17 protein-coding genes and 2 tRNA genes are annotated in these 19,502 nt (G+C 69.5%); 14 read left to right on the forward strand and 5 right to left on the reverse strand.

What is annotated here, in order from left to right; genetic code table 11:
* Positions 1-671 precede the first annotated feature (671 nt).
* The 8 genes from dnaN (at position 672) to KYY02_RS16045 (ending at position 10,720) form a co-directional block, all read left to right on the forward strand.
* A complete protein-coding gene (gene dnaN / locus KYY02_RS16010) occupies positions 672-1,802 on the forward strand; it encodes a DNA polymerase III subunit beta (protein ID WP_030820091.1) in 1,131 nt (376 codons plus the stop codon).
* 220 nt (positions 1,803-2,022) lie between these two features.
* Positions 2,023-2,898: a phosphogluconate dehydrogenase (NAD(+)-dependent, decarboxylating) gene (gene gnd, locus KYY02_RS16015; protein ID WP_371238624.1), complete on the forward strand. Its 876-nt coding sequence runs from the start codon at positions 2,023-2,025 to the stop codon at positions 2,896-2,898.
* Positions 2,899-2,970: 72 nt separating this feature from the next.
* Positions 2,971-4,092 carry a DNA replication/repair protein RecF gene (recF, locus tag KYY02_RS16020; protein WP_371238625.1) on the forward strand — a complete coding sequence of 374 codons (1,122 nt, stop codon included), beginning with the start codon at positions 2,971-2,973 and terminating at the stop codon, positions 4,090-4,092.
* Positions 4,089-4,631 (forward strand): DciA family protein, encoded by a 543-nt coding sequence (locus KYY02_RS16025; RefSeq protein WP_371238627.1) that lies wholly within the window; start codon positions 4,089-4,091, stop codon positions 4,629-4,631. Before recF ends, KYY02_RS16025 begins: the two co-directional genes overlap by 4 nt.
* 432 nt (positions 4,632-5,063) lie before the next feature.
* A complete protein-coding gene (gene gyrB, locus KYY02_RS16030) occupies positions 5,064-7,124 on the forward strand; it encodes a DNA topoisomerase (ATP-hydrolyzing) subunit B (RefSeq protein WP_371238628.1) in 2,061 nt (686 codons plus the stop codon).
* Positions 7,125-7,166: 42 nt separating this feature from the next.
* Positions 7,167-9,761, forward strand: a complete 2,595-nt coding sequence (gene gyrA / locus KYY02_RS16035; protein WP_371238629.1) for a DNA gyrase subunit A — start codon at positions 7,167-7,169, stop codon at positions 9,759-9,761.
* A gap of 18 nt (positions 9,762-9,779) precedes the next feature.
* Positions 9,780-10,526, forward strand: a complete 747-nt coding sequence (locus tag KYY02_RS16040) for a DUF3566 domain-containing protein (protein ID WP_371238630.1) — start codon at positions 9,780-9,782, stop codon at positions 10,524-10,526.
* 120 nt (positions 10,527-10,646) lie between these two features.
* A tRNA-Ile gene (locus KYY02_RS16045) sits at positions 10,647-10,720 on the forward strand.
* Here KYY02_RS16045 and KYY02_RS16050 read toward each other — a convergent pair.
* Positions 10,702-11,295: a site-specific integrase gene (locus KYY02_RS16050; RefSeq protein WP_371238631.1), complete on the reverse strand. Its 594-nt coding sequence runs from the start codon at positions 11,293-11,295 to the stop codon at positions 10,702-10,704. The genes KYY02_RS16045 and KYY02_RS16050 overlap by 19 nt on opposite strands.
* A 70-nt stretch (positions 11,296-11,365) precedes the next feature.
* On the opposite strand from KYY02_RS16050, the gene KYY02_RS16055 reads away from it, so the two are divergent.
* Entirely contained in the window at positions 11,366-11,590 is a 225-nt protein-coding gene (locus KYY02_RS16055) for an acetyltransferase (RefSeq protein WP_371238632.1), read from the forward strand.
* A gap of 539 nt (positions 11,591-12,129) precedes the next feature.
* Positions 12,130-12,627, forward strand: a complete 498-nt coding sequence (locus KYY02_RS16060) for a DUF4265 domain-containing protein (RefSeq protein WP_371238633.1) — start codon at positions 12,130-12,132, stop codon at positions 12,625-12,627.
* Positions 12,628-12,955: 328 nt separating this feature from the next.
* Here KYY02_RS16060 and KYY02_RS16065 read toward each other — a convergent pair whose 3' ends face one another.
* Entirely contained in the window at positions 12,956-13,324 is a 369-nt protein-coding gene (locus KYY02_RS16065) for a DUF6344 domain-containing protein (protein ID WP_371238634.1), read from the reverse strand.
* Positions 13,325-13,663: 339 nt separating this feature from the next.
* Here KYY02_RS16065 and KYY02_RS16070 point away from each other — a divergent pair, with 339 nt between their 5' ends.
* Entirely contained in the window at positions 13,664-13,792 is a 129-nt protein-coding gene (locus KYY02_RS16070) for a DLW-39 family protein (RefSeq protein ID WP_003999697.1), read from the forward strand.
* Between the two features lie 207 nt (positions 13,793-13,999).
* The gene (locus tag KYY02_RS16075) at positions 14,000-15,274 is read left to right on the forward strand and encodes a hypothetical protein (protein WP_371238635.1); all 1,275 of its coding nucleotides are present in this window, start codon (positions 14,000-14,002) and stop codon (positions 15,272-15,274) included.
* Between the two features lie 23 nt (positions 15,275-15,297).
* Here the strand turns inward: KYY02_RS16075 and KYY02_RS16080 are convergent, their stop codons facing one another.
* Both KYY02_RS16080 and KYY02_RS16085 read right to left on the reverse strand, forming a co-directional pair.
* Positions 15,298-16,860, reverse strand: coding sequence for a serine/threonine-protein kinase (locus tag KYY02_RS16080; RefSeq protein ID WP_371238636.1), 1,563 nt, complete (start codon positions 16,858-16,860; stop codon positions 15,298-15,300).
* A gap of 82 nt (positions 16,861-16,942) precedes the next feature.
* Entirely contained in the window at positions 16,943-17,491 is a 549-nt protein-coding gene (locus KYY02_RS16085) for a helix-turn-helix domain-containing protein (RefSeq protein ID WP_371238637.1), read from the reverse strand.
* Positions 17,492-17,673: 182 nt separating this feature from the next.
* Here KYY02_RS16085 and KYY02_RS16090 point away from each other — a divergent pair.
* Positions 17,674-17,746, forward strand: a tRNA-Ala gene (locus KYY02_RS16090).
* A 123-nt stretch (positions 17,747-17,869) separates the two neighbouring features.
* Here the strand turns inward: KYY02_RS16090 and KYY02_RS16095 are convergent.
* Positions 17,870-18,571: a DUF5324 family protein gene (locus KYY02_RS16095; RefSeq protein ID WP_371238638.1), complete on the reverse strand. Its 702-nt coding sequence runs from the start codon at positions 18,569-18,571 to the stop codon at positions 17,870-17,872.
* A 339-nt stretch (positions 18,572-18,910) separates the two neighbouring features.
* Here KYY02_RS16095 and KYY02_RS16100 point away from each other — a divergent pair, with 339 nt between their 5' ends.
* Positions 18,911-19,438: a peptidylprolyl isomerase gene (locus tag KYY02_RS16100; RefSeq protein ID WP_030820063.1), complete on the forward strand. Its 528-nt coding sequence runs from the start codon at positions 18,911-18,913 to the stop codon at positions 19,436-19,438.
* Positions 19,439-19,502 lie beyond the last annotated feature (64 nt).

Here is a 19,502-nt window from a genome sequence, read left to right on the forward strand (position 1 = left end):
GCCGAGGGACCATCGGGCCAGGTCAACAGGTTGTGGATACGTGGACAAGCAGTCTCCACAGGCTGTGGACAACTCAGAGACCCGCAGCCTGCGCATCGAGTTGTCCACGGGCGACCCACAGGTCGAGGGGGGTTGTCCCCAGTGATCACCCAGTTCTCCACATGCCTGTCCACTGTTCGGCAACATGACGCGCCTCTTCACCGAGGCGAGTGAAAGGCGTCACACCAGGCTGCCGCAGAGGCCTGTGGGAAAGACCCGCAAACCTGGGGACGGCGCTGGGGAGAACTCGCCCCTCCCTGTGTACGGGATGTGCAGAACTTTCCGTTCTCCACAGAGACGCCCAGTTGTCCACGGCCTCTGCCCACAGGGTCCGTGGACAAAATTCTCACGTTGACCTGCGGAAACAAGGTTATCCACGGTATCCACAGGCCCTACTACTACTCCCGACTAGAGAGAGCGAGGAATCCGTTTCGAAGGAGGCCCTGTGCACAACTTGCTGTCTCGGCCCCGACCGCCACTCGTCACGACTTGACCCCAGGGGGCGCCTACTGTCAGTGCGGTGCGTCAGACTGGTCCCCGGTGTCCTTCCCGGTCCAGGGGCCGACGACACCGAGTCAGACGACGAAGCCAGGCAGGGCGAGAAGCGCCGGCAACAGCAGGAGGCGGCAACAGTGAAGATCCGGGTGGAACGCGACGTACTCGCGGAGGCAGTGGCCTGGGCGGCGCGCAGCCTCCCGGCCCGTCCGCCGGCCCCTGTCCTCGCCGGCCTGCTCCTGAAGGCCGAGGACGGCCAGCTGAGCCTGTCCAGCTTCGACTACGAGGTCTCCGCGCGGGTGTCGGTGGAGGCGGAGGTCGAGGAGGAGGGCACGGTCCTGGTCTCGGGCCGTCTGCTGGCCGACATCTCCCGCGCTCTCCCCAACCGGCCGGTGGAGATTTCCACAGACGGTGTACGGGCGACGGTGGTGTGCGGGTCCTCGCGGTTCACGCTCCACACACTGCCTGTGGAGGAGTACCCGGCCCTGCCGCAGATGCCGAACGCGACGGGTACGGTCCCCGGCGAGGTCTTCGCCTCCGCCGTGCAGCAGGTCGCCATCGCGGCCGGCCGTGACGACACGTTGCCGGTCCTCACCGGTGTGCGCATCGAGATCGAGGGCGACACCGTCACGCTGGCCTCCACCGACCGCTACCGCTTCGCGGTCCGCGAGTTCCTGTGGAAGCCGGAGAACCCGGAGGTCTCCGCGGTCGCCCTGGTGCCCGCCAAGACGCTCCAGGACACCGCCAAGGCGCTGACCAGCGGTGACCAGGTGATCCTGGCGCTGTCCGGTTCGGGCGCGGGCGAGGGCCTGATCGGCTTCGAGGGCGCCGGCCGCCGGACCACCACGCGTCTGCTGGAGGGCGACCTCCCGAAGTACCGCACGCTGTTCCCGACCGAGTTCAACAGCGTCGCCGTGATCGAGACCGCCCCCTTCGTGGAGGCCGTCAAGCGCGTGGCCCTGGTCGCCGAGCGCAACACCCCGGTGCGGCTGAGCTTCGAGCAGGGCGTGCTCATCCTGGAGGCCGGTTCCAGCGACGACGCACAGGCTGTGGAAAGGGTCGACGCCCAGCTGGAGGGCGACGACATCTCGATCGCCTTCAACCCGACGTTCCTGCTGGACGGCCTGAGCGCCATCGACTCCCCGGTGGCCCAGCTGTCCTTCACCACGTCCACCAAGCCTGCGCTGCTCAGTGGCCGTCCGGCGGTGGACGCGGAGGCGGACGAGGCCTACAAGTACCTGATCATGCCGGTGCGGCTCAGCGGCTGAGGTGCGCCCGCCGCAGCGACTGCCGAGGGGCGGGGGCGGGCCCCCGGGACCGCAGTATGCCGGTGCGGCTCAGCGGCTGACCGCCGTTCCGGGGAAGCCGCGGGTGAGGGCTACGGATGAGCGCGTATGCCCACAGATGTGCGCGACCGTCCGGGTTTAGGCTCGGACGCCGGCACGTACGTGCCGACACGCCACGTCGCATACCTAAGGATCACAACTGATGGAGCTCGGTCTCGTCGGCCTCGGCAAGATGGGCGGCAACATGCGCGAGCGGATTCGCCGCGCGGGTCACACCGTCTTCGGATACGACCGCAACCCGGACCTCGCCGACGTCCACAGCCTGCGGGAGCTTGTGGGCAAGCTCAGCGGCCCCCGTGTGGTGTGGGTGATGGTTCCGGCGGGCGAACCGACCCAGTCCACGATCGACGAGCTGGCCGAGCTGCTCGAGCCGGGTGACGTCGTCGTGGACGGCGGCAATTCCCGCTGGACGGACGACGAGAAGCACGCCGGGGAGTTGGCGGCCAAGGGCATCGGCTTCGTCGACTGCGGCGTCTCGGGCGGCGTCTGGGGTCTGGAGAACGGCTACGCGCTGATGTACGGCGGCGACAAGGAGGACGTCGCCAAGGTGCAGCCGGTGTTCGACGCCCTCAAGCCGGAGGGCGACTTCGGGTCGGTGCACGCGGGCAAGGTCGGCGCGGGCCACTTCGCGAAGATGGTCCACAACGGCATCGAGTACGCCATGATGCAGGCCTACGCCGAGGGCTGGGAGCTGCTGGAGAAGGTCGACTCGGTGACCGACGTCCGTGAGGTGTTCCGCTCCTGGCAGGAGGGCACCGTCATCCGCTCCTGGCTGCTCGACCTGGCGGTGAACGCCCTGGACGAGGACGAGCACCTGGACGGGCTCCGAGGTTTCGCGCAGGACTCCGGTGAGGGACGCTGGACCGTGGAGGCCGCCATCGACAACGCGGTCCCGCTGCCGGCGATCACCGCCTCGCTGTTCGCGCGGTTCGCCTCGCGTCAGGAGGACTCGCCGCAGATGAAGATGATCGCTGCGCTGCGCAACCAGTTCGGCGGCCACGCGGTCGAGAAGAAGTAGTCCACAGGGCACGTCCCGTATCCACAGGACCGCGCGGCGGTCCGCGACGCCGGGGAGGTCGGCGGAACGAGCATGCACGTCACGCATCTGTCGCTGGCCGACTTCCGGTCCTACCCCCGGGTCGAGGTCCCGCTCGATCCGGGGGTGACGGCCTTCGTCGGGCCCAATGGACAGGGCAAGACGAACCTGGTCGAGGCGGTCGGTTACCTCGCCACCCTCGGCAGCCACCGGGTCTCCTCCGACGCCCCGCTGGTCCGGATGGGTGCCGACCGTGCGATCGTCCGGGCCCAGGTGCGTCAGGGCGAGCGGCAGCAACTGGTCGAGCTGGAGCTGAATCCGGGCCGTGCCAACCGCGCCCGCATCAACAGGTCCTCGCAGGTCAGGCCCCGGGACGTGCTGGGGATCGTCCGTACGGTGCTGTTCGCGCCCGAGGACCTGGTTCTGGTCAAGGGGGATCCCGGTGAACGGCGCCGGTTCCTGGACGAGCTGATCACCGCGCGCTCCCCGCGCATGGCCGGTGTCCGCGCCGACTACGACCGGGTGCTCAAGCAGCGCAACACCCTGTTGAAGTCGGCCGCGCTGGCGCGCCGGCACGGCGGCCGCACCCTGGACCTGTCCACGCTCGACGTGTGGGACCAGCACCTCGCGCGTGCGGGTGCCGAGCTTCTGGTGCAGCGGCTGGATCTGATCGGCGCGCTCCAGCCGCTGGCCGACAAGGCGTACGAGCAGCTCGCGCCCGGCGGTGGACCGGTCGCGCTGGAGTACAAGCCGTCCGCGCCCGGCGAGGCCCATACGCGCGAGGATCTGTTCGAGCAGTTGACGGCGGCCCTCGCGCAGGCGCGCAAGTCCGAGATCGAGCGGGGCGTCACCCTGGTCGGTCCGCACCGTGACGATCTGTTGCTCAAGCTGGGTCAGTTGCCGGCCAAGGGCTATGCCTCCCACGGTGAGTCCTGGTCGTACGCGCTGGCGTTGCGTCTGGCCTCCTACGACCTGCTGCGGACGGAGGGCAGCGAGCCGGTGCTGGTGCTCGACGACGTCTTCGCCGAGCTGGACGCGCGGCGGCGCGAGCGTCTGGCCGAGCTGGTGGCGCCCGGTGAACAGGTCCTGGTGACCGCGGCGGTCGACGACGACGTCCCTCATGTGCTGGCGGGTGTGCGGTTCGCCGTGACGGGCGGGACGGTGGAGCGCGTATGAGCGGGCCGGACACGCCCCCGGGCGGTGGCGGGAAGGCCCCCGAGCCGTCCGGTGTCGACTTGGCGCGTGTGGCGTTGCGTGCGGCCAAGGAGGCGGCGCGCGCGCGTGGGGACGCGGTGCAGCAGCGGAAGCAGGCGCGGCGCGGCGGTCTGCGCTCCGGGGCGCGCGCCGACCGGCGGGACCCGGTGGCGCTCGGTCCGGCGATCAACCGGCTGCTCACGGAGCGCGGCTGGGAGGCCCCGGCCGCGGTGGGCGGGGTGATGGGGCGCTGGCCGGAGATCGTCGGCGAGGACGTGGCCAAGCACTGTGAGCCGGAGCGGTACGACGAGGACGAGCGGGTGCTGGTCGTACGTTGTGACTCCACGGCGTGGGCGACGAATCTGCGGCTGCTCGCGCCGACCCTGGTGGCGCGTCTGAACGAGGATCTCGGGCACGGCACCGTGCGGCTGATCAAGGTCGTCGGCCCCGGCGGTCCCGCCCGTCGTTTCGGGCCTCTGCGTGCTCCCGGAAGCACGGGTCCCGGGGACACGTACGGGTGATCCGGCGCCCGTTCCGGGCCCCTCGATCCCACGTGACGGACATCACAGAATGACTGTCGGCGGCGCTCTCCCGCCTCCGGTGCCCGTTCCGTCGGGGCGTCGCACGTGGTTGCGAGTCACCCCCCGACTCCTAAGTAGCCAAGGGTTGACGGCCCGAAGCGCTGAGTGCCCTCGTGGGGCTCTTGGAGCCCCCATCCGCATATCGGGAGTCGGACGAGACCGGTTGAGGGCGGCACATGCGGACCCAGGTGCCCGCAAACCCCCATCGATGTCAGTGCTACCGGTAGAATGGAAGACAATCCCGCCCCGAACGTGGGGACCGCCCGGGAAAAGCTGAGCAACGCTGATCAAGGCTTACCAACGCAACATGCCGCAGCCGCTCCGGCAACCTGCCGACGAGCCCGGCTCGTGCTGTGCCAGAAAGGGCGCTTCGTGGCCGATTCCGGCAACCCCAACGAGAACATCCCGTCCACCGACACCGGCGTCGGTGACGCGGCGAGCACCTTGAGCGGCGAGGCCGCCGCGTCGTACGACGCGAGCGCCATCACCGTCCTCGAGGGCCTGGACGCGGTCCGTAAGCGACCCGGTATGTACATCGGGTCGACCGGCGAGCGGGGACTGCACCACCTGGTGCAGGAGGTCGTCGACAACTCGGTCGACGAGGCGCTGGCCGGCCACGCGGACACCATCGACGTCACGATCCTGGCGGACGGCGGCGTCCGCGTCGTCGACAACGGCCGCGGCATCCCGGTGGGCATCGTCCCCTCCGAGGGCAAGCCCGCCCTCGAGGTCGTACTGACCGTACTGCACGCGGGCGGCAAGTTCGGTGGCGGCGGTTACGCGGTCTCCGGCGGTCTGCACGGCGTGGGTGTCTCCGTGGTCAACGCGCTGTCGACGCGGGTGGCCGTCGAGGTCAAGACCGACGGCCACCGCTGGACGCAGGACTACAAGCTGGGTGTTCCCACCGCGCCCCTCGCCAAGCACGAGGCCACCGAGGAGACCGGCACGTCGGTCACCTTCTGGGCCGACGGCGACATCTTCGAGACCACCGACTACTCCTTCGAGACGCTCTCCCGGCGCTTCCAGGAGATGGCGTTCCTCAACAAGGGCCTGCGCATCAACCTCACCGACGAGCGCGAGTCGGCGAAGGCCACCGCCGGTGCGGACGAGGCGGGCGAGGACGAGAAGCACGAGGTCAAGGCCGTCTCGTACCACTACGAGGGCGGCATCGTCGACTTCGTGAAGTACCTCAACTCCCGCAAGGGAGACGTGGTGCACCCCACCGTGATCGACCTCGAGGCCGAGGACAAGGACAGGCACCTGTCCCTCGAGATCGCGATGCAGTGGAACAGCGGCTACACCGAGGGCGTGTACTCCTTCGCCAACATCATCCACACCCACGAGGGCGGTACGCACGAAGAGGGTTTCCGCGCGGCGCTCACCTCGCTCATCAACAAGTACGCGCGCGACAAGAAGCTGCTGCGCGAGAAGGACGACAACCTCACGGGCGACGACATCCGCGAGGGTCTGACCGCGATCATCTCGGTCAAGCTGAGCGAGCCGCAGTTCGAGGGCCAGACCAAGACCAAGCTGGGCAACACCGAGGTGAAGACCTTCGTCCAGAAGGTCGTCTACGAGCACCTCAACGACTGGCTGGACCGCAACCCCAACGAGGCCGCGGACATCATCCGCAAGGGCATCGCGGCGGCCACCGCGCGGGTGGCGGCCCGCAAGGCGCGCGACCTGACCCGCCGCAAGGGCCTGCTGGAGTCGGCGTCGCTGCCGGGCAAGCTGTCCGACTGCCAGTCGAACGACCCCACCAAGTGCGAGATCTTCATCGTCGAGGGAGACTCCGCCGGCGGTTCGGCCAAGTCCGGCCGCAACCCGCAGTACCAGGCGATCCTCCCGATCCGCGGAAAGATCCTCAACGTCGAGAAGGCGCGCATCGACCGGATCCTGCAGAACCAGGAGATCCAGGCGATGATCTCCGCGTTCGGCACGGGTGTGCACGAGGACTTCGACATCGAGAAGCTCCGCTATCACAAGATCATTCTGATGGCGGACGCCGACGTCGACGGCCAGCACATCAACACCCTGCTGCTGACGTTCCTGTTCCGCTTCATGCGGCCGTTGGTCGAGGCCGGGCACGTCTACCTGTCCCGCCCGCCGCTCTACAAGATCAAGTGGGGCCGGGACGACTTCGAGTACGCGTACTCCGACCGCGAGCGCGACGCGCTGATCGAGATGGGCCGCAACGCGGGCAAGCGCATCCGCGAGGACTCCGTCCAGCGCTTCAAGGGTCTCGGTGAGATGAACGCCGAGGAGCTGCGCGTCACCACGATGGACCAGGAGCACCGGGTCCTCGGCCAGGTCACCCTGGACGACGCCGCCCAGGCCGACGACCTGTTCTCGGTCCTCATGGGCGAGGACGTCGAAGCCCGCCGCGCGTTCATCCAGCGCAACGCCAAGGACGTCCGCTTCCTCGACATCTGAGTCGGTCTCAGCTGACCGCACCAGGAAGGATCTTCACCAGCAATGACCGACGAGAACACTCCTGTGACGACGCCCGAGGGCGACGCCCTGGCGATGCGTGTCGAGCCCGTCGGGCTCGAGACGGAGATGCAGCGCTCCTACCTCGACTACGCGATGTCCGTCATCGTCTCGCGTGCGCTGCCGGACGTCCGTGACGGTCTCAAGCCCGTGCACCGCCGCGTGCTGTACGCCATGTACGACGGCGGTTACCGTCCCGAGCGCGGCTTCTACAAGTGCGCCCGTGTCGTCGGCGACGTCATGGGCAACTACCACCCGCACGGCGACACCTCCATCTACGACGCCCTGGTGCGCCTCGCCCAGCCCTGGTCGATGCGGATGCCGCTCGTCGACTCCAACGGCAACTTCGGCTCGCCGGGCAACGACCCGGCGGCGGCCATGCGGTACACCGAGTCGAAGATGGCGCCGCTGGCCATGGAGATGGTCCGCGACATCGACGAGGAGACCGTCGACTTCACGGACAACTACGACGGCCGCTCCCAGGAGCCGACCGTCCTGCCGGCCCGCTTCCCGAACCTGCTGATCAACGGCTCGGCCGGTATCGCGGTCGGCATGGCGACCAACATCCCGCCGCACAACCTGCGCGAGGTCGCGGCCGGCGCCCAGTGGTACCTGGAGAACTTCGAGTCCTCGCACGAGGAGCTGCTGGACGCGCTCATCGAGCGCATCAAGGGCCCCGACTTCCCGACCGGTGCCCTCGTGGTCGGCCGCAAGGGCATCGAGGAGGCGTACCGCACGGGCCGCGGCTCGATCACCATGCGCGCGGTGGTCGAGGTGGAGGAGATCCAGAACCGTCAGTGCCTGGTGGTCACGGAGCTGCCCTACCAGACCAACCCCGACAACCTCGCGCAGAAGATCGCCGACCTGGTGAAGGACGGAAAGATCGGCGGCATCGCCGACGTCCGCGACGAGACGAGCTCCCGTACCGGCCAGCGCCTGGTCATCGTGCTGAAGCGGGACGCGGTCGCCAAGGTCGTCCTGAACAACCTCTACAAGCACACCGACCTGCAGACCAACTTCGGCGCCAACATGCTGGCGCTGGTCGACGGGGTGCCGCGCACGCTCTCCCTGGACGCGTTCATCCGGCACTGGGTGAATCACCAGATCGAGGTCATCGTCCGCCGTACGCGCTTCCGGCTGCGCAAGGCCGAGGAGCGGGCGCACATCCTGCGCGGCCTGCTGAAGGCCCTGGACGCCATCGACGAGGTCATCGCGCTGATCCGGCGCAGTGACACCGTGGAGATCGCACGCGGGGGCCTGATGGACCTCCTGGAGATCGACGACATCCAGGCCAACGCCATCCTCGAGATGCAGCTGCGCCGACTGGCCGCCCTGGAGCGCCAGAAGATCGTCCAGGAGCACGACGAACTCCAGACGAAGATCAACGAGTACAACGAGATCCTCGCCTCCCCGGTCCGCCAGCGCGGCATCGTCAGCCAGGAGCTGGCCGCGATCGTCGAGAAGTACGGCGACGACCGCAAGACGAAGCTGATCCCCTACGAGGGCGACATGTCCATCGAGGACCTGATCGCCGAGGAGGACATCGTCGTCACGGTCACCCGCGGCGGCTACATCAAGCGCACCAAGACCGACGACTACCGGGCCCAGAGGCGCGGCGGCAAGGGGGTGCGCGGCGCGAAGCTCAAGGAAGACGACATCGTCAACCACTTCTTCGTGTCCACCACCCACCACTGGCTGCTGTTCTTCACCAACAAGGGCCGGGTCTACCGGGTGAAGGCCTATGAGCTGCCCGACGCCGGCCGGGACGCGCGCGGGCAGCACGTGGCGAATCTGCTGGCCTTCCAGCCGGACGAGACGATCGCCCAGATCCGTGCGATCCGCGACTACGAGGCGGTGCCCTACCTGGTCCTGGCCACCAAGGCGGGCCTGGTGAAGAAGACACCGCTGAAGGACTACGACTCCCCGCGTTCGGGCGGTGTGATCGCGATCAACCTGCGGGAGCAGGAGGACGGTTCCGACGACGAACTGATCGGTGCCGAACTCGTCTCGGCCGAGGACGATCTGCTGCTGATCAGTAAGAAGGCGCAGTCGATCAGGTTCACGGCGACCGATGACACGCTCCGCCCCATGGGCCGTGCGACCTCGGGCGTCAAGGGCATGAGTTTCCGCGAAGGGGACGAGCTGCTCTCGATGAATGTTGTTCGACCCGGTACGTTCGTGTTCACTGCCACAGACGGCGGGTACGCGAAGCGGACCGCCGTCGACGAGTACCGCGTCCAGGGTCGCGGCGGCCTCGGCATCAAGGCTGCCAAGATCGTCGAGGATCGCGGTACCCTCGTCGGCGCGCTGGTGGTCGAGGAGACCGACGAGATTCTCGCCATCACGCTGTCGGGCGGTGTGATTCGTACGCGAGTCAACGAGATCAGGGAAACCGGCCGTGACACCATGGGCGTCCAACTGATCAATCTGGGCAAGCGCGATGCCGTGGTCGGCATCGCCCGTAACGCCGAAGCTGGACGCGAGGCGGAGGAAGTCGACGGCGACGTGGCCGTGGACGACACCACCGACGGGGACGCGACCGCCGGCACGGACGAGGGTGAGGCGCCTTCGTCCGAGTAGCACGAGGAGTGAGTCAGCGTGAGCGGAGCCATGGGCGCCGGACCGGCCGGTACCAGCAGGGGGACGGACGGCGGCGGCCGTGGCTCCGCCGCGCGGGCGGCTGATCCGCACACGACCAATCTCAAAGCGATCAAGGTGCCCGCCAAGGGCGCCTCCTCGTCCAACAGGCAGGGATCCCAGGGGGGAACCGTGACGGACACCCGGGGCCCGCAGCAGGCCGCGTCCGACCAGGGCGCTGCCGCTCAGACGGCCTCACCGCTGCCGGGGGACCGGCAGTCCCAGCAGCAGGAGGCTCCGTACCACCCGCCGCAGGCCTACCCGGGGCAGACCGGTACGGAGGCCGGGCAGGCCGACGCGGTACGACGTCCCCGTACGGGGGCGCGCACCACCCCGCGCGTGCGCAAGGCGCGTCTGCGGGTGTCGAAGGCCGACCCGTGGTCGGTGATGAAGGTCAGCTTCCTGCTCTCCATCGCGCTCGGCATCTGCACCATCGTCGCGTCCGCGGTGCTGTGGATGGTCATGGACGCCATGGGCGTGTTCTCGACGGTCGGCGGCACGATCGCCGAGGCGACCGGCTCCAGCGAGTCGAACGGCTTCGACCTCCAGTCGTTCCTGTCGCTGCCCAACGTCCTGATGTTCACGACGATCATCGCGGTCATCGACGTCGTCCTGGCGACGGCGCTGGCGACGCTCGGTGCGTTCATCTACAACCTCTCCGCGGGTTTCGTGGGCGGTGTCGAGCTGACGCTGGCCGAGGACGAGTGAGCCGCTCACAGCGGTTTCCCGGCCCGTCCGGCAGCCGCCGGACAACCGATTTTGGGACTGCCCCGGTCGTGCGCTAATCTTCAGGAGTCAGCGCGCGGGACACACACCGCAGAGCGCGGCGGGGCTATAGCTCAGTTGGTTAGAGCGCATCCCTGATAAGGATGAGGCCACAGGTTCAAATCCTGTTAGCCCCACCGGCACGAAGACCCCCGGTCCACATGGACCGGGGGTCTTCGACATCCATGGCTGACATCCAGCCGAGTAGCGGATCTTCCAGCAGCTCCGCGAGCATGGCCACCGCTTCCCGTGCGTCCTCCCCGACGACGTGTGTGTAGACGTCCGTCGTCATGCTGATCCGGCTGTGACGAAGGACCGCTTGCGCCACCTTGGGATGCACCTTGGGGAAGGCGAGCAAGGTGCCGCGGGTACGCCGGGTGGGCCGCACGGTGACGCGACGGACGTCGGCGCGCTTCACCAGGCGGTCGAAGGGGCGGGAGAAGCCGACCGGGTCGGCCGTCCCGCCGTGCTCGGCGGAGAAGACGAGGGCCTGGTTCCGGTGGGCGCCTGCGGTCTTCGGTTCCGGCTCTTGCAGGCCCCGGCGTTCTTCCGGAGCGCGTGCGCAGAACTCCGGCAGGGGCAAGACGGCCTGCGAGCACTCGGCCCTCAGATCCCTCAGGACCAGGCCCACGCCCGTCATCCGCTGCGTCTGCTTGGCCGGAGTGATCTGCCGAGCCGCGAAGCCGGTGCCCTGCCGGCGGAGCCCCAGCACCTCACTTCGACGCAGGACGAGGACCGGGACGAGGACCAGGACGCAGGCCGCGTGGGCTCGGCTCCTCGTCGTGAAGCGATTCGGGGAGCAGGCGACGGGTGGGCGCCTGACGAAGGCCGCGATGTCGTTCGGCCGGATGCATGACCGGCGACTGGCCCTCGACGCCATGGCCAAAGACGCTGACGCTGTCCGCCTCTACGAGCGCCTTGGCCGGTTCAGGATCGGCGAGACCCTGTACCACTACGGTGCAGGGAAGGCAGCTCACGCCTTTTGCTGTGGCGCGCCCGGCGGCTGAGCGGACAGCGCTGTTACGGGTCTCTCCGCCTCATCAAGCCCGGCTGCGCTCCGCCTGGCCGGGCGCGTTCCCGGCTCCGCTTCGGGCGCCGCTCCTGCCTTCGGCCCGCTCCGCCCGCACTGCGCCGACGCGCGCCCACACATGGATGGGGCCGGAGGTCATGAGGCGAGCGCCGCACAGAGCGGCCCGCGGTCGAGGACGATGCTTCCGGTGGAAGACCGGCCGCGATACCGGGATGGAAGGGGCGCCGTCGCCGACCGCGGGCCCGTAGGGCGTGCGCGGGGAGCTCCCATCCCGTCCACCGTCGAGCCGGGCAGAGCCGAGCGGACGCGGCCCAGGGCGTCCAGGTCGTTCGTACAGTGGCGCGCTCCACCTGGACGCCAGGAACCACGCCCGCTCCACGGTGTGTGGGCCGACGGAGGACGGGGCGGGAGCTGGGGAGGGTGGTGCTGGAGGTGGTCGGGCAGTGGCAGGTGGTCAGGTGATCTACGAAGGAAGGCGAGTCCCCCAGTGGGGACCGCCTTTGCGAGGATGCTGAAATGAGCATCGAGAGCCCGGCGCCCTCCGACCACTGCCACGTGGCACTCCGCGTCGGCTTTGCCAGTTCCGGGCAGCCAGTGTTCGAGACGCTTCCTGCCAGGGCTATCGGTTCCGGCACCTATGAACTGACGGGCAGCCCTGGCATGGTCGAGGGGTGCGCGGCCGGGGACTTGCTGAGGATCGACGCCGATGGTGTGTTCCGGATTGAGCGGCGAGGTCCGAACCTCTGCATCCAAGTATTCGGCGAGCCGCCCTTCGATGCTGAGTCGCTGGAATCCTTGTCCAGCGACTTCGCCCCCCTGGGCGGCCTGGTGGAGGCTCCTGCCGGTCGGCGGTTCATCGTGGTGACGGTGCCAGCAGCTGCCGGATTCCCTGTGGTCGAGTCCGTGATGGAAACGTGGGCAGCAGGCGTGAGCGTGCTGATCGAGTGGGGCTTCAGCAACGTGTTCGGACCGGACGGAGAGCCGCTGAACTGGTGGCAAGCGCCTGAGGCGTGACCGGCGGGGTGTGTCTTTCAAGGCCGCATGTAGTGGATGACAACAGCCGCTGACACCAACAGGCGCGTACGGCGCCGGTCGGCGCCGAACGCGAGCAGACGACCAGCCGAGGTCCAGCGCGAGTTAAGCGGCGTTTCCGACACCCCGTGATCGACCTGATAAGGACGGGGCCACAGGTTCACATCCTGTTAGCCCCGACACCGGAGGGCCCCGGCCGATATCGGCCGGGGCCCTCCGGTGTCGGCTCGGGCCGTGGTGCTGTACGCAAGTTCGCCAGGACTCGGGGAAGCGGCGACGGCACGAGGAGGAACGGGAGCGGACCCCGTGATCAGCGCTGGAGGGGGATGCGGCCGGCGACGGGTTCCGCGCGGGTGGACGCCGTGCCGTCGGAGCAGTCCGTGGAGTCGGCCTCCTCCGTCGTGTCCGAGAGCGGGCGGTGCCGGCAACTGGGAGACTTGCCGTGGGCCTCGGCGTGGATGCGCTGTTTCATCGTGGGGGGCAGGGCCCTGGCCAGTGACCAGGACCAGAGGGACGTCGCCGGTGCCGACACGTTCGAGGCGCTGCCGCTGTTGCGCGTCCCGTCGGTCTGCGGTACGGCCGCGGAGGCGGTCGTGGTGATGAGTCCGAGCGCCGTGCACAGCGCGAGGAAGGCGGTGACGATGGCGTTCCACAGCTTCATGACCTTGTTCCGGGCCATGGCCCCTCACTTTCGGGTTGGGCGATTTGCGTACTTTCCTCATGATGTGTATGAGGCTCGCGAAGTGGTGGACCGACGCCCGTGGCGCGCGGATGTTCAGATGAACACCACACGGATGGGTGTATAAGCGGCGAAAAGATGCCAAGAGTGCGGAGAAGCCGCAAAGGTGGCCTTCCTTCTCGGCGTGGTCACGCTCTGGTCGGGCTGTCGTGCTCCGCTTCTACTGGGCGGTGGCGCAGGGCAGTTGGAGGGGACGACGCAGGTCACCGGTCGGTATCGACCGGTGTGTATAGTCGGGCGGCAGAGGTCCCCTACGTCAAGGAAAGACGAGGTCGCGCGGTGAAGAAGCTTCTCCTGGTCGCACTGGCCGCCATCGGCGGGCTCCTCGTGTACCGCCAGATCCAGGCGGATCGCGCCGAGCAGGATCTGTGGACGGAGGCGACTGACTCCGTGCCCACGGGTTCGTGAGTACCGACATACGACGCTGAACAGACCCCGGCCGCCTGCGCGGTCGGGGTTTTGTGCGGGCGGGGACTTGTCGGCGTGCCTCGTCCGCGGGGCAGGATGGACGCGGTGCGACGTCAGGGCGACGACGAGGGGTGACGCGTGAGGGGACGGTGGGGCAGGGGCCGGGCCGGGCTCAGCGGGCCCTCGGCCGGCGGACGCGCGGGCGCGGTGACGCTCGCTTCCGTGATGGTGCTGGCACTGACCGGTGCGCTACCGGTGCGGACGGCCGTCGCGAACGAGGCCGCCGGTGACGCCGGGGCCTATGCCTTCGCCGAGGACGCGCGGAGCATCGACGGCGCCGTGAACACCGTGGACGCCGTGGAGCGACTGGAGCCCGGCCGTACCTACCGAAGCATGCTCCCGGCGAGCGGCACGGTCTACTACCGTCTGGAGCTCGACGGCGCCACGAGCACCTACGCCTCCGCCACGGCCGTACCCCCGGCCGGCCGCACCGCCTCCGTCATCGACGGGGTCAAGGTGGCCGTGCAGGACGGCGAGGGCCGCTCCTGCGACGTGGACACGGCGAGCTTCGGCTCCGCCGGCAGCCCGCATCCGGTCGCCGCGTGGGCCATGCGGGAGATCTCCCCCAGGAGGTCCCTCTGCCAGGAGGCCGGTACGTACTACCTGAGCGTCGAACGCGTCGACCCGGACGGGGAGGGCACCTCCCCCGGCCCCTGGGAGATGGAGCTCACCACGGTGTCGGAGCCCCCTCCCGCGAAGGTCGGTGCGACGAGTGCGCCGAAGGAGTGGAACTCCGTCCCGCCCCAGCCCCTCACGGGGAAGCCCGAGCGGCGCTCCGGGGGCGCGGGCTTCACCCGGGCCGCCCCCGTCGGCCAGGGAGTCTGGCGGGACGGCATCCGCCCCGGCCAGACGCTTTTCTACAAGGTCCCCGTGGACTGGGGCCAACAGCTCTACGCCACCGCCGAACTGGGCAGTTCGAGCACGGGCGGGGGCCGCTACACCGCCGCCGCGCTGGACCTGGACCTCTACAACCCCGTACGCGGGCACGTCGTGGACGTGGGCGTCGGGTACGACGGCGTCCAGAAGGCGGAGAGCCTCGCGTCCCTCCCGCCGGTCGCGTACGTGAACCGGCACGCCGCCGCCCGCCAGATCGGGGCGATGCGGTTCGCCGGCTCCTACTACCTCGTCGCGCATCTCTCGGCCGCGGTGGCGGACGACTTCGGCGACGGGCCCGTTCCGCTGACGCTGCGGGTGCGGCTGGGCGGCGCGGCACAGGACGGCCCCGGATACGCGGGGGAGTCCGTGCCGCCGGACGTCTTCACGGTCACGGAGGAGGACCGGGGGGCGGCGGCCGAGGGCGAGGACGCGGGCGACGACGCCGCCCTCCGGGCGCTTGCGGTGGGCGGCATCGGTACCGGTACCGCGCTGCTGGCGGGGCTCGGCGTGTGGGCGCTGGCGGCTCGGCGACGGACCGTTCCGTGAGTCGTGGGCGCCGCCGGCGGCGGTCAGATGCGCGTGAGGGCCCAGAACCCCACGGCGTAGCAGGCCAGAGCCAGGAGCAGCAGGGGGACGACCACCTGTGCCGGGGGGCCGGGGCGGCGGCTGCGTCGGCGGTGGGACCGGCGGGCTGCGGACCCGCGCTGGGACGGAGCCTGGCTTGGAGGCGGATCCTGCGGGTCCCGGGCGGTGTACTCCGCGGTGGAGACGTCGGGACACGTGGCCGTCCGTGACAGGGCGGAGCGCAGCCGATGAGTGGGATCGTGGGAGACGGCTGAAGGGATGGGGGCGGCCGGCCGGTGCTGTACCGCCGTCCGGGGTGCCTGCCCGGGCGGCGGCGGAGGGGGCACCACGGGGGAGGAGGGGATGAGGGTGGCCCTGGGCGGCGGCAGGGGGAAGCTTCCGGTGTCCGACATACCGGGGGGCTGCAGGGAGGCGCCGGCCGCGCTGCCCGGACGCGGATCGGTGGGCACGGCGCCTCCGCCTCTGCCCGGTTCCGCTCCGAGTGCCCTCGAGCCGGTTCCGGCGCCTGTGCCGGAGCCCGCTGCGGCGGCCGGCCGGACGGAGCCGGGACCGCCCGTGCCGCCGGAGGCGTCCGCACCGACCGTGTCCCGGCCGGGCCCGGGCCCGCCACCGGGCAGAGCGTCCCGCTCCGCCTCCGGGGCCGTACGCTCCGCGCCCGAAGCCCGCTTCAGCGGGCCGTCCGGAGCGAACCCCGGTGGCAGGGGACCCAGCTGGTCGAAGATCTCGATCGGTTCGTCGTCGGGGCCGGGCGCCGGAAGGATCTCCGCGGCAGCCGCGAGCGCCTTCCGCGCCCCCGTGGCCGTGCGGAACCGCGCCTGCGGATCCGGCTGGAGCAGCGAGGCCACCACCTGCCACAGAGGCTCGGGAACGCCTCGGGGCGCGCCGGGTGTCCCGTGGTCGGCGAAGTACTGGATGAGGGCCTTGGCGTCCGGTTTGGCGCCCTCCAGCAGGTACAGCGCCACCAGGCCCACGGCGAACAGGTCGGCGGGGAAGTCCGGGTCGGAACCCATCCACTGCTCCGGCGCGATATAACCCGGCGTGCCCACCACCAGGTTGGTCTCGGTCAGCCGGGGCTCGCCCAGCCGCATCGCGATGCCGAAGTCCGACAGCCGCAGCCGCGGCCTGCCCGTGCCGGTGGCCTCCAGGAGCACGTTGGCGGGCTTGATGTCGCGGTGCACGACATCCTCCGCGTGCACCGCGGCCAGTCCCGCCAGTAGCTGGTCGAGCAGGGTGCAGACGAAGGCCGGCGGCAGCGGGCCGTAGTCGCCGACCAGGTGGACCAGCGAACCGCCGGCCACCAGGTCCATGGTGAACAGGACCTTGTCGTCGTCGGCGGCCCAGCTGGTGGGTGCCAGGACGTGGGGGTGGTCGATCCGCAACGCCTGCTCGCGCACGAAACGGAGCAGGGAGTGGGCGTCGCTCTGCAGCAGGACCTTGGCGGCCACATAACGGCGGCGGCGGTGGTCCCAGGCGCGCCAGACGGCGCCGACACCCCCGCGCCCGATCGGATCGACCAGTTCGTACCGGCCGGCGAAGACCTCACCCATCGCTGTGCGTCGCCCCTCCCCTGCGGTGTCCCCGTTCTCCGCGCGGCCCCGGCAGCCGCCCCCTCCGGCAGCCGGACGGGGGTCAGTTCTGGTGGGACTGGTAGTGCGTGACCGCGTCGGAGGTGCGGCCCGCGCCGTAGACCCGGAGGAACTCTGCCAGTTCGGGGTGTGTGGGGGCGAGGGTGTCGGCGGCCTGGATGATGTCGCCGGCGGCGGCGACCGAGCGCAGCAGGGACTGGATCTCACGGACCACCCGCTTGACCGTGGGCGCCCCCGAACTGCTCGTCGTCTGTGTGGTGTTGCTGAGCACCGAGCCCCCCTGCGACTTCTTGATCTCGTCCATGCGCTCGGTGGCCTCGGCCGCGCTCACACTGCCGTCCGCGACCTGCCCCGCCAGGTCCTGCAACAGCTGCACCCGTTGCACCACGGCGGGATTCCCGATCTTCGCCCGCTGGCCGCTCATCAACTGCGACAGCATCGGTGCGGACAGTCCCAGAACCCCCGCGAGACGAGCCTGGTTGAGGCCCAGATCGTCTATGAGCCTACGGAAGAGCGCCCCCAGCGGCTCCCCGTACCAGTTCCGCTGCAGTTCCCGCGCTCTTGCGGTGGCTTCCTGCTGTGCGGCGTCCATTGCGTCTCCCCATCGCTTCCCCGAGAACCGTGGTTCGCTGTAGCGAACCACGTCCGAGCATCTTACGGAGAGTGGTTGGTCACGGGGACCCCCAATCTTTTTGCGGAATCCCCGGGTGGACCCGGTACTCTGGTCCCAGGCGCCCACCAGGATGCGGTCATCGCAGGTGGACGCTTTCCTCCGGGGCCTTAGCTCAGTTGGTAGAGCGCTGTCTTTGCATGGCAGATGTCAGGGGTTCGACTCCCCTAGGCTCCACAACCGGGCCTCTCCCACCTGCGGAAAGCGGTGGGAGGGATCCTTTGTTTCACGTGGAACGGCGCGGTGGGGCAGGAGACACCCAGGTCTCCCGCCCCACCGCGCCGTTGGCGTTTCCGCGTGTCAGGCCTGGTCGTCGCGCCGGGCGGCCTCCTCCTCGGCCTCCTTGGCCTCGACCTCCGGGTCGAGCGTGGCCCCGCTGCCGTCCACCGACATCAGCTTCGTCGACCCCGACGACACATCGGTCGCGGCCGGCGGCTCCACCAGCCAGTCCGGGTTGGCCTGCTTGTCCCACCACTTCCAGGCGGCCACGGCGCCGCCCGCCACGGCACCCAGCACCAGGACCGTCCTCGCGGCACGGCCGGCCTTCGCCCGCCGCCGCTGTTTGCGGACCAGCTTCTGGATCTGCTGTGCCGAGACCTGACCGCGCAGTGCGACCAGAGCGGCCGCACTACGGGCCGCGGCCTCGTCCTTCGCGGGACCGGCGACGGCCGCCATCTGCTCGATCCTCGGACGGGAGTACTCCGCCGCCTGCCGGGCGGCCTTGCGGGTGAGGTCGGCAGTCTGGTGAGCGGCCTGGTCGACCTTCGGCGGCACATGCGTCCGGGCCTGCTCCAGATAGGGCTGTACACGGGCGCCGTACCGGACGCGGGCATGGCCGGCGGCCTGCGTCACCATGGGCGCGAGCCGTACGCGGGCCTCCTGTGCGTAGTGTGCGGCCCTGACCTTGGCCGTGTCGGCGTAGGGCGCCACCACTTCCGCGGCGTGCAGCACGCTCTCCTTCGCCGAACCGGTCGCGGCGCGCACGCTGTCGATGCGGGTCACGGGTTCCTCCTCCTCGGTGGCGTACGGTATTTCGACTTTCCACCCTTTTACGGATCATGCCTGCCGGGTCACCGCGCGGCATGCGCGGACGGGCATCCGGGTGCCGATAAATGTGATCAATAGTGGTACAGGCTGCGATAATGGATGAAACCCGGACAACGGGAGCTTGTCGTCGACAATGACACGGATCGCTGCCCCGCGCCCCCGGCACGGGGCCGTTCACCCGCTTTTCCGCAAGCGGAACGGTCTGGCCGCCCCCCTGTGAACGGGCGCCGGGCGACTGCGCGCCCCGTCCGTGCGAGGATCGGGGGGTCACGGAAAGACGACGGAAGGCACATCGTGGCTGAGCAGCTCAACGCCACCCTGAAGACCAATCACGGCGACATCCAGGTCCGGCTCTTCCCGAACCAGGCGCCGATCACGGTCAAGAACTTCGTCGAGCTCGCCAAGGGCGAGCGGGAGTGGACCCACCCGCAGACCGGTGCGAAGTCCACGGACAAGCTCTACGACGGCACGGTTTTCCACCGGGTGATCAGCGGTTTCATGATCCAGGGCGGAGACCCGCTGGGCAACGGCACCGGTGGTCCCGGCTACCAGTTCGAGGACGAGTTCCACCCGGACCTGCGTTTCGACAAGCCCTACCTGCTGGCGATGGCCAATGCCGGCCCGGGCACCAACGGCTCGCAGTTCTTCATCACCGTCGCCCCGACGGCCTGGCTGAACCGCAAGCACACCATCTTCGGCGAGGTCACCGACGCCGCCAGCCAGAAGGTCATCGACGCCATCGCGTCCGCGCCGACCAACCCGCGCACCGACCGTCCGGTGAACGACGTGGTGATCGAGTCCGTCGAGATCCACGAGGGCTGAGCACCTCGTCCCGGAGCGCGAAGCCCTCGAAGGGAACCAATCGCCCCGCTCATCCGTAAGGATG

The organism is Streptomyces pimonensis (assembly GCF_041380215.1).
GTDB lineage: Bacteria > Actinomycetota > Actinomycetes > Streptomycetales > Streptomycetaceae > Streptomyces > Streptomyces pimonensis.